The organism is Collinsella sp. Sow4_E3 (assembly GCF_052116285.1).
Classification (GTDB): domain Bacteria; phylum Actinomycetota; class Coriobacteriia; order Coriobacteriales; family Coriobacteriaceae; genus Collinsella.
Genome location: NZ_JBQKLJ010000037.1, coordinates 1 through 3,658, shown reverse-complemented (window position 1 = coordinate 3,658; position 3,658 = coordinate 1). Strand labels below are relative to the sequence as shown.

The 3,658-nt window shown below is 64.4% G+C and carries 2 protein-coding genes; both read right to left on the bottom strand.

What is annotated here, in order from left to right; genetic code table 11:
- Nucleotides 1-250 precede the first annotated feature (250 nt).
- The gene (locus ACTQ48_RS10870) at nt 251-607 is read right to left on the bottom strand and encodes a hypothetical protein (RefSeq protein WP_441085790.1); all 357 of its coding nucleotides are present in this window, start codon (nt 605-607) and stop codon (nt 251-253) included.
- 218 nt (nt 608-825) lie between these two features.
- Entirely contained in the window at nt 826-3,336 is a 2,511-nt protein-coding gene (locus ACTQ48_RS10865) for a DNA methyltransferase (protein WP_441570918.1), read from the bottom strand.
- Nucleotides 3,337-3,658 lie beyond the last annotated feature (322 nt).

Sequence of the window (3,658 nt, the reverse complement as noted above, 5' to 3'; positions counted from 1 at the left end):
GCGAGGTCGGCAAGCAAAGATCGCGAGCCCCTACCTACCGGACTTTTTTTGCTTGCTGAACCACAATTCTCAACCACAAACAGGCTTGAGCTTTCCTGCCCAGCTTTAGTTATTAGGGGTCGGGTCGGGTCGGGTCGGGTCGGGTAGAGGGGACAATCGTGGGACACCCGTGGGACTGACGCGGGACGGACGCGCTTGTCCCATCGGGACAGACGGCCTTGTCCCACCGGGACATGCTGGGGTTTGGTGGTCATCTGCTGTCGCTCCCCTCGGCTCTGAGTTTGGCCTTGCGGGCTCGCCACTCGGACTTGCGTTCCCGCTCCTGGTCGCGCTTGGCCTCGACGTCTGACCTGCTCGGGTTCATCGTGAGCCAGTCGTGGAAGGTCCAGCCGTCGCCGTCCTCGGTCCAGAGTCCTGCGGTGACGAGGGCTCTGGCGTCTGCTGTGCGTCCGCCGAGTGCGGTGAGCATGTCGCGGGGGACGTGCCCGTCGGTGAGCTGATCGGAGCACCACGCACCGGCGACGACCCACAGGCCCATGGCGCGTAGTCCGGCTCGGTAGCGCTTCGGGTGCGAATGCAGCTTGTCGTCAACTCTGAACCAGGACACTGGGCTTCACCTGCTTTCTCTCGTCGGTGCACTCCTGGCAGAAGCGCACCGACCACACGTCGGGGCCGTCAGCGACCCGGGAATGGCTGATGCGGGGCATAATCAGTCCTCTCTGAGGCGTGCTGCGGCGCGGCGAGGGTCGCCCTTGCATGCGACGATCAGATACTGGTGCAGTCGCGTGAGTTTCCGCGACGCACGCATCGTGCGGCCCGCGATGGTCATGGCGCCTCCCCAAGGTCGAACAGGGTTGGCATGTCCACCTCGCGTTCCATGGCGCGCAGGTAGCCGAGCGCGTCTCGGTAGTAGCCGGTGTTCAGCTCCACGCCAGCTCCTCGCCTGCCGAGCCTGAGGGCGCGGACCGGGACTGTCCCGAGGCCTCCGAACGGGTCGAACACGAGGTCGCCCGGGTTGGAGTAGCGGCGGATGAGTCGGTCCACGATGTCGAACTGCAGGGGGCAGACGTGATACGCCTGCGCCTTGCGTGACTGCTCCGTGTTCAGCGTCCCCATCCGGTTCACGTCATGCCACACCTCGGGCGACCATGAGCCGGGCGCGAGAGCCATGAAAGTGGAAGGTAGGGCGCGGCGGCTGTCGAGCGCTTCCCCGGTCTCCACGTGGTCCTCATAGTCGTACACCTCGGTCAGGGTCTGTTGGGTGAACAGCCGTGACCGTTCCTCAACGGGCAGGGCGGCGAGCTCGGCTGGCGTCAGGTGGCGGTTCCCGGACGAGCGCCAGAAGGCGTGGGCGTCGATCTGCCAGCGCGACCTGGAGTAGTCATCCTTGTCCTTGGTGACGGGAGTGTCGGCGTAGGAGCGTGTGCGGTCGGTCTGGGGGGCGCGGAACAGCAGCACATACTCGGGCGACCCCACGCCCATCTTCGTGCCGTCCTTACACTGCTCTGTCCAGCCGAGGCGATAGGTCTGGTTGTTCTCCCGCACCACGTCGGTAACGACGGTGATCATGCCGAGGTAGTCGAAGCCGTGGCGGCAGGCGTGGAAGATCGCCTCAGCGTGGAACGGCGAGACGGTCGGCACCCCTGCGCCGGTCACGTTGCCGAACAGAATGCGGTCCTTGACGTGACAGGCGTAGATTCGGCCCGGTCTGAGGATGCGTAGCAGCTGCGGAGTCAGGTAGTCCATCTGTGCCCAGAAGTGGCAGTTATCGTCGGTGTGGCCGAAATCGTTGTAGCTCGGGGTGTACTCGTAATGATTGGCGAACGGGATGCTGGTCACGATGAGGTCCACCGAGTCGGACGGCATGGAGGCGGTCTCGTCAACGCAGTCGTTGTTGGAGTACTGCCAGCCCTCCCCGGCTGACGTGAGCCGGGTGACACCCATGCTGCGGGTTAGTTCGCCCGCGACGCTCGCTTGGTCGAGTCCGTGGGTCTTGATGATGTCGGTCATGTTGGTGGACAGCTCCTTGTGGCGTGACCACTTGTCACGCAGGGATGTGCAGATGTCGGTCTCTGATTCGGCGTAGACGACGTGCGCGGTGCATGGGCGGGTCTGACCGAATCGCTGGATGCGGTGGAGCGACTGAATCCAGTCATTGAACTTGTGCGACACGCCGGCGTAGAAGCAGGTGTTGGACTGCTGCAAGTTCATGCCCTGACCGAGCATCACCGGCTTACCAATGAGGGCGACTCTTTCGCCGTTGCGCCACGCCTCGAGGCGGCGTTCGGACTCGTCTGGGTCGAGGGCGCCGAAGATGGACGCGAACGAGATGCCACGGTCCGCGAGGCCCCGTTCAATCGCGATCTGCTCGGCGTTGAGATCGCACCACAGGATGATCTGGTCACCGGGATGCTGTGCCTGATGGGCGTCCACGAGTTGCAGCAGCCGCCTGATACGTTCGGGCATCGTGTCTCGGCGTTCGCGTGCTTCCTCCTGGAGCGACATAGCCGCGCCGCCTCGGAACAATCGCGCCTGTCCGTCGCGATCCATCTCAGTCACCGTGTGGTCGACCGGAACTTCGTGCCACTGGACATCTAGGGGTGGAAGGTTGTAGCCGTCGTCGCTGTAGCCGAGGTCGGATGGGTATTGGACGAACGCGGCCCACGTGTTGAGCCACAGGTAGAACTCGCGCTCCTTGTGTGGGTAAAGAGTTAGATGGTTGGCCTTGGTTGAGTCGCGCTGGAAGAAGCGGGTGAGCGCTTGGCCGGTGTCCATGACTCCGAGGAAACCGGCGTAGTGGATGAGCTCCTTGTAGCGGTTTGGTGAGGGTGTCGCCGTCGCAACAAAGCGGAACCGGTTCCTGAAGTTGGCGAGGAACGTCTGGTAGGTCTTGGAGCCGAACGATCGCAGCACGGACGCCTCATCGAGGCTGACGGCCGTGAACGCGTTGGGGTCGAGCTTGCCGTCGCGGACGGTCTCATAGTTGGTGACGTGAATCGCTCCGGGCACGATCTGGTCGGGTCGGCGGATGAAGTGCACGTCGTAGCCGAGTTTGGCGGCGTCGCGCTGGAACTCGCCACGCACCCCGAGGGGGCAGACGATGAGCGCTTCGCCACCTTCGCGGGCGAGGGTGAGACGCAGCGTTTCGAGTTGGATCATCGACTTGCCGAGGCCGAACGCGGCGAAGATCGCTCGTCGGCCACCCTCGACAGCCCACCGGACGAGCGCGACCTGATGAGGCAGCAGCAGCTGGTTCACCGCGTCGGCGGGCACTGGTGCACCCATGACTGGCGATGACACAACTTTGGCGGCGAGGAAGTCTGTGTAGGCGGTCATCAGAACGGGGCCCCATCGCTGGCTTGTGGCGTGGCCCACGGGTCGCCCTGAGGCTGAGACTGTAGCCCATCACCCCGTGGAGGATGGTGAGTAGGGAGTCGTAGAGCGGCGACCTGTAGTCGGAAAGCGGGCGACGATCTTCTCGGCGATGACTTGCTTGCCGCCGCTGTAGGGCATGGGGGGGGTTTCATCCGTCCACCTCCTGGAAGATGAGCGTCAGCCGGACGCGCCCCGGTTTGCACCGCTCGGCCTGCGGGCGCCAGTCGGGGCCGATGAGGTGGGTGTCGTCGTCGTCGGGCAGGAGCGGCACCCAGCCGTGCGG

Bases quoted from the DNA above. Each gene is read 5' to 3' on its own strand.
- ACTQ48_RS10865 (WP_441570918.1), bottom strand. From the start codon at position 3,336: ATGACCGCCTACACAGACTTCCTCGCCGCCAAAGTTGTGTCATCGCCA.